Consider the following 3,673-nt stretch of genomic DNA (forward strand, 5'->3'; position numbering starts at 1 on the left):
CTGGAAACTTACAACACTGTCCGTGGCCACAGCGCACTCGGTGGACTACCTCCCACCAGCCGCCTGTAACCAACCTCCTGGCCGGGTACACCTAGACCCCCGGGTCTCTGCGTGGACGCCGGAGAAGATAGTCGAACAGCCTGGGCTCACATATCAGACAGATCTTTGCGGTTGTCACGAAGGAGAGCTCGGAAGTACCCGAACCCTGCGACGGCGTGGAGAACCGCTCCAGCGATGCAAAGCACTCTGCCTGCGGCTCCGACCGGGTGGAGTGCGGGGAGCAGGCTGAGTCCGATGAGCGCGAGCCCTGACATGAGCGCGGCAGTGCGCATCTTCCCGACTCGGGAGACCTTCGGCGCTTGTGAGGGACGGGTCACCAGGTAGGTGATGACGAGTGCAGCGTCGACGGCTGCGATGGTGAGAACCACTCCGAAGGAGAGATGACCTGCTAAGACAAGGGCGAGTGCGATGGTCGCAACGCTGACGCGGTCTGTGATCGGATCGAGAACCGCTCCCGTGGTGCTGACCTGGTTCAGGGCGCGGGCGAGATAGCCGTCGATCCAGTCGCTTGCGCCGAAGATCGCCAGGAGTACGACGGTGAGGCCGGGATGGTCACGGTTGAGGATGAGGATGACGATCGGAACTACGAGCCCGAGCCGCAGCAGGGTGATGAGATTTGGCAGAGTTGCCCAGTCGCGGCGCGGGCGTGCCGATGACGTGCGGTTCATGCGCGCACCCCCCGCTTGTGGCGTGCGAGGATCCAAACGGCGAGTGCTGCGGCCACGACGACGAACGCGGGCAGGGTGTAGCGCTCCACGATGTCGAACAGTGCGTTCCCGATAAGCGCACCACCGACGACCCAAAGCCCGGCCCAGAGCAGTGCCGCGAGACCACAAGCGGTTGCGAATCGCGAGTACGGCACCGCTGAGGCGCCGGCTGCAGCGGCGACGAGGGTGCGGATACCCGGAAGCAGGCGGGCGATGATCACGACCCAGAATCGGCCGGCAACATAATATCGTGCCATCTCCCAGCGGTCCCGGCCCAACCGCTTGATCAGCCTGGTGTCGCCGAGGCGGGCTCCAAGACCACGTCCGACCGCGAACCCCACATGGTCTCCGAGAAATGCGCCCAGTGCGGCGACGAGTACCCCGGCGGCGAGCAGTTCGCCGCGGTCTGAAAGCGTGATCGCGGCCAAGACGATGCCCGTTTCCCCGGGGAGGACGGCGCCGATCCCGAGGGCCGCGTCGAGGGCCGCGAACAGGAGCATGCAGGCGAGCACGAGGGTGATGTGCTCGCCTGCCTGTGCAAGGAGTGTGCGGAGAAGTTCGACCATGCATGTGACGGTAGATCCGCGGGTGAACGTGCCGATATTGCCGAATGCCTATTCATGACCTAACGATCGTGAGTTCTCCGGTCGGAACCGCGCGGATAGATTGGGAGTATGAGTGGTAGTTCCGATGATCCCGAGACACTGCGCCGTCGGCAGAACATAGTGGGGTGCGTCGTCGCGGTCGGCGTCGGCACGTCCACGTGCTGGTTGTCCGAACTTGCCGTACTGGTGCTGAGCCTTGTTGCGGCTGCTGCGATCGTCCTCGTGTTCGCAACCCCGGCTGTGCGGGTTCGCGTGGTCCTTGCCGGTTCCGTGCTCGGGGCTACCGTCGCCAGACTCCCCGAGTTGAATGTCGAGGAGATTGTCGATGGCCTCGTATATGGTCTGTTGACCGCCCTGGTGCTTGCCGCGCCGCTGACCACGCGGCGCGCGGTGTCGCAGCGGCGAGAGTTTCACCGGCGGGGCTGGCAACTGGCCGCGATCGAATCCAGGCGACGGGCGAGCCAGACCCGTGAGGTCCTGCAACGTGAGCGGATGACCCTTGCCGCGGAGATGCACGACGGCCTCGGCCACTCTTTGACGCTCATCGCCGTCCGGCTTGGACAGCTCTCCCTCACGCCGACACTCTCGGATACCGACCGAGCAGAGGTCTCCGGTATCCGCACGATCGCAGCGGACGCGGCGGATCAGCTCGGTCTCGCCGTTCGGCTGCTGCGCCAGTCTGAAGACCCGACGGCCGGGTGGAGGCTTCCGAGCCTCGATGAAGCAGTGACCGGTGCTCGTCAGGCCGACATGGACGTGGACACGCACATCGCCGCAAATCTGACCGAACGGCTCAGCGACGCAGCGCTCAACGCCGTCGCCCGGGTGGTTCAGGAAGGACTCACCAACGCGTCCAAACACGCCCCGGGGCAACCGGTCACCGTACGCGTCGAGATCGAGGGCGATACTGTCACTGCGGTTGTCCGTAATCCTCTCAACGAGGGAGCGTCCTACGCCCATCCGCACGATTCTGGATTCGGGCTGCACGGCCTGCGGCACCGCGCGGCGATGCTGGGTGGCGCCCTTTCCGTCCGTCAGACGCCGACCGAGTTCGCCCTGAACCTCACCCTTCCCGCGCACGCTCGCCCATCCGCGGACGGCGCACCATCCGATAACGACATCGTCGCCGCCAAGGTCGATGCCGCGACCCTTCGATCCCGCGCTACCCGAGCAGCCATCGCCGTGCCCACAGCCATCCTCGGCGCAATCGTGTTCATCGTGGTCGCTTACTTCGTGCTCGCCAACACGCTATCGGTGATGACCACGGCACAGCTCGCAGACATCTCCGTCGGGGATACCCAGGAGACGGTCGAGCGATCCCTCCCTGCCCTCGAGATGCTCGATCCCCCGCGTGATGAGTTCCCACCTCTCCCCGACGAGGCCTGCCACTATTACGAGGCGGGAATCAGCTTCTTCGAACGAGTCGACGTCCACGTCGTCTGCTTCGCCTCCGACCAGGTCAGCAGGATCGGAACGGTTCCCGCGCCATGACCCCGGGCGATCACACCGACACCCCGCAGATCCGCGTCCTGATCGCGGATGACGACCACCTCGTCCGCACCGGCATTGCCGCGATCCTCGCCTCCGCCACTGACCTCGACATCATCGCCTTCGCCAGCAACGGCCACGAGGCCGTCAACGCCGCGGCAACACACCGCGTCGACGTCGCACTGCTGGATATCCAGATGCCACGACTCGACGGCATCGGGGCCCTCCGCGAGATCCGGCACCGACAGCCCGAGCTTCCGATCGCCATGCTCACAACCTTTTCCGACGATCATCTCATCGCCGATGCGATCAACGCCGGCGCCCTCGGGTTCCTTCTCAAATCCGACGAACCCCAGCAGCTCATTGCCGGCGTCAGAGCCCTCGCACACGGCGGCGGTGCGTTCTCCCCCCGAGTCGCCCGCTGGCTCGCCGCCGAGCAACGAGCAGGTCACCGCACCCGAACCGCGCGAGACGAACTCACCACCCTGCTCACCGAGCGCCAGATCGAGCTCCTCACCCACATCGCCCAGGGGCTCTCCAACGCCCAGATCGGCAAAGCCATGCACCTATCCGAAGGCACCGTCAAACAGTACATCTCCCAACTCTTCAACACCCTTGGCATCGATAACCGTGTCCACGCCGCCATCACCGCTTACCGACACGGACTCATCACATGACACCACTGACGAGGCACTACGTGGGGGACTGTCTGATTAACGGCTCATCGCAGATGAGGGTGTAGCAAGGGCCTGAATCCTCCAGTGTCCAGCAGGGCGCGGGTGATGTAGTTGGTCAGGTTCCGGAACCCCAGAG

4 protein-coding genes are annotated in these 3,673 nt (G+C 64.9%); 2 read left to right on the forward strand and 2 right to left on the reverse strand.

All coding sequences use genetic code 11. The features are described from left to right. Positions 1-146: 146 nt before the first annotated feature. Together K338_RS0119335 and K338_RS0119340 are read right to left on the reverse strand one after the other, a co-directional pair. A complete protein-coding gene (locus tag K338_RS0119335) occupies positions 147-728 on the reverse strand; it encodes a CDP-alcohol phosphatidyltransferase family protein (RefSeq protein WP_022919783.1) in 582 nt (193 codons plus the stop codon). Next, on the reverse strand, positions 725-1,333 hold the full coding sequence (locus K338_RS0119340; protein ID WP_022919784.1) for a DedA family protein: 609 nt from the start codon (positions 1,331-1,333) through the stop codon (positions 725-727). The genes K338_RS0119335 and K338_RS0119340 overlap by 4 nt, the downstream gene beginning before the upstream one ends. A gap of 108 nt (positions 1,334-1,441) precedes the next feature. On the opposite strand from K338_RS0119340, the gene K338_RS0119345 reads away from it, so the two are divergent. Beyond that, a complete protein-coding gene (locus K338_RS0119345) occupies positions 1,442-2,863 on the forward strand; it encodes a sensor histidine kinase (RefSeq protein WP_084481513.1) in 1,422 nt (473 codons plus the stop codon). Continuing rightward, the gene (locus K338_RS0119350) at positions 2,860-3,537 is read left to right on the forward strand and encodes a response regulator (protein ID WP_022919786.1); all 678 of its coding nucleotides are present in this window, start codon (positions 2,860-2,862) and stop codon (positions 3,535-3,537) included. Before K338_RS0119345 ends, K338_RS0119350 begins: the two co-directional genes overlap by 4 nt. Positions 3,538-3,673: the final 136 nt, after the last annotated feature.

The sequence above is a fragment of the Ruania albidiflava DSM 18029 genome (genome assembly GCF_000421225.1).
Classification (GTDB): Bacteria; Actinomycetota; Actinomycetes; order Actinomycetales; family Beutenbergiaceae; genus Ruania; species Ruania albidiflava.

Excerpts from the sequence above, each read along its gene's own strand:
- K338_RS0119335 (WP_022919783.1), bottom strand. The coding sequence starts at position 728 with ATGAACCGCACGTCATCGGCACGCCCGCGCCGCGACTGGGCAACTCTG.
- K338_RS0119340 (WP_022919784.1), bottom strand. The coding sequence starts at position 1,333 with ATGGTCGAACTTCTCCGCACACTCCTTGCACAGGCAGGCGAGCACATC.
- K338_RS0119345 (WP_084481513.1), top strand. The coding sequence starts at position 1,442 with ATGAGTGGTAGTTCCGATGATCCCGAGACACTGCGCCGTCGGCAGAAC.
- K338_RS0119350 (WP_022919786.1), top strand. The coding sequence starts at position 2,860 with ATGACCCCGGGCGATCACACCGACACCCCGCAGATCCGCGTCCTGATC.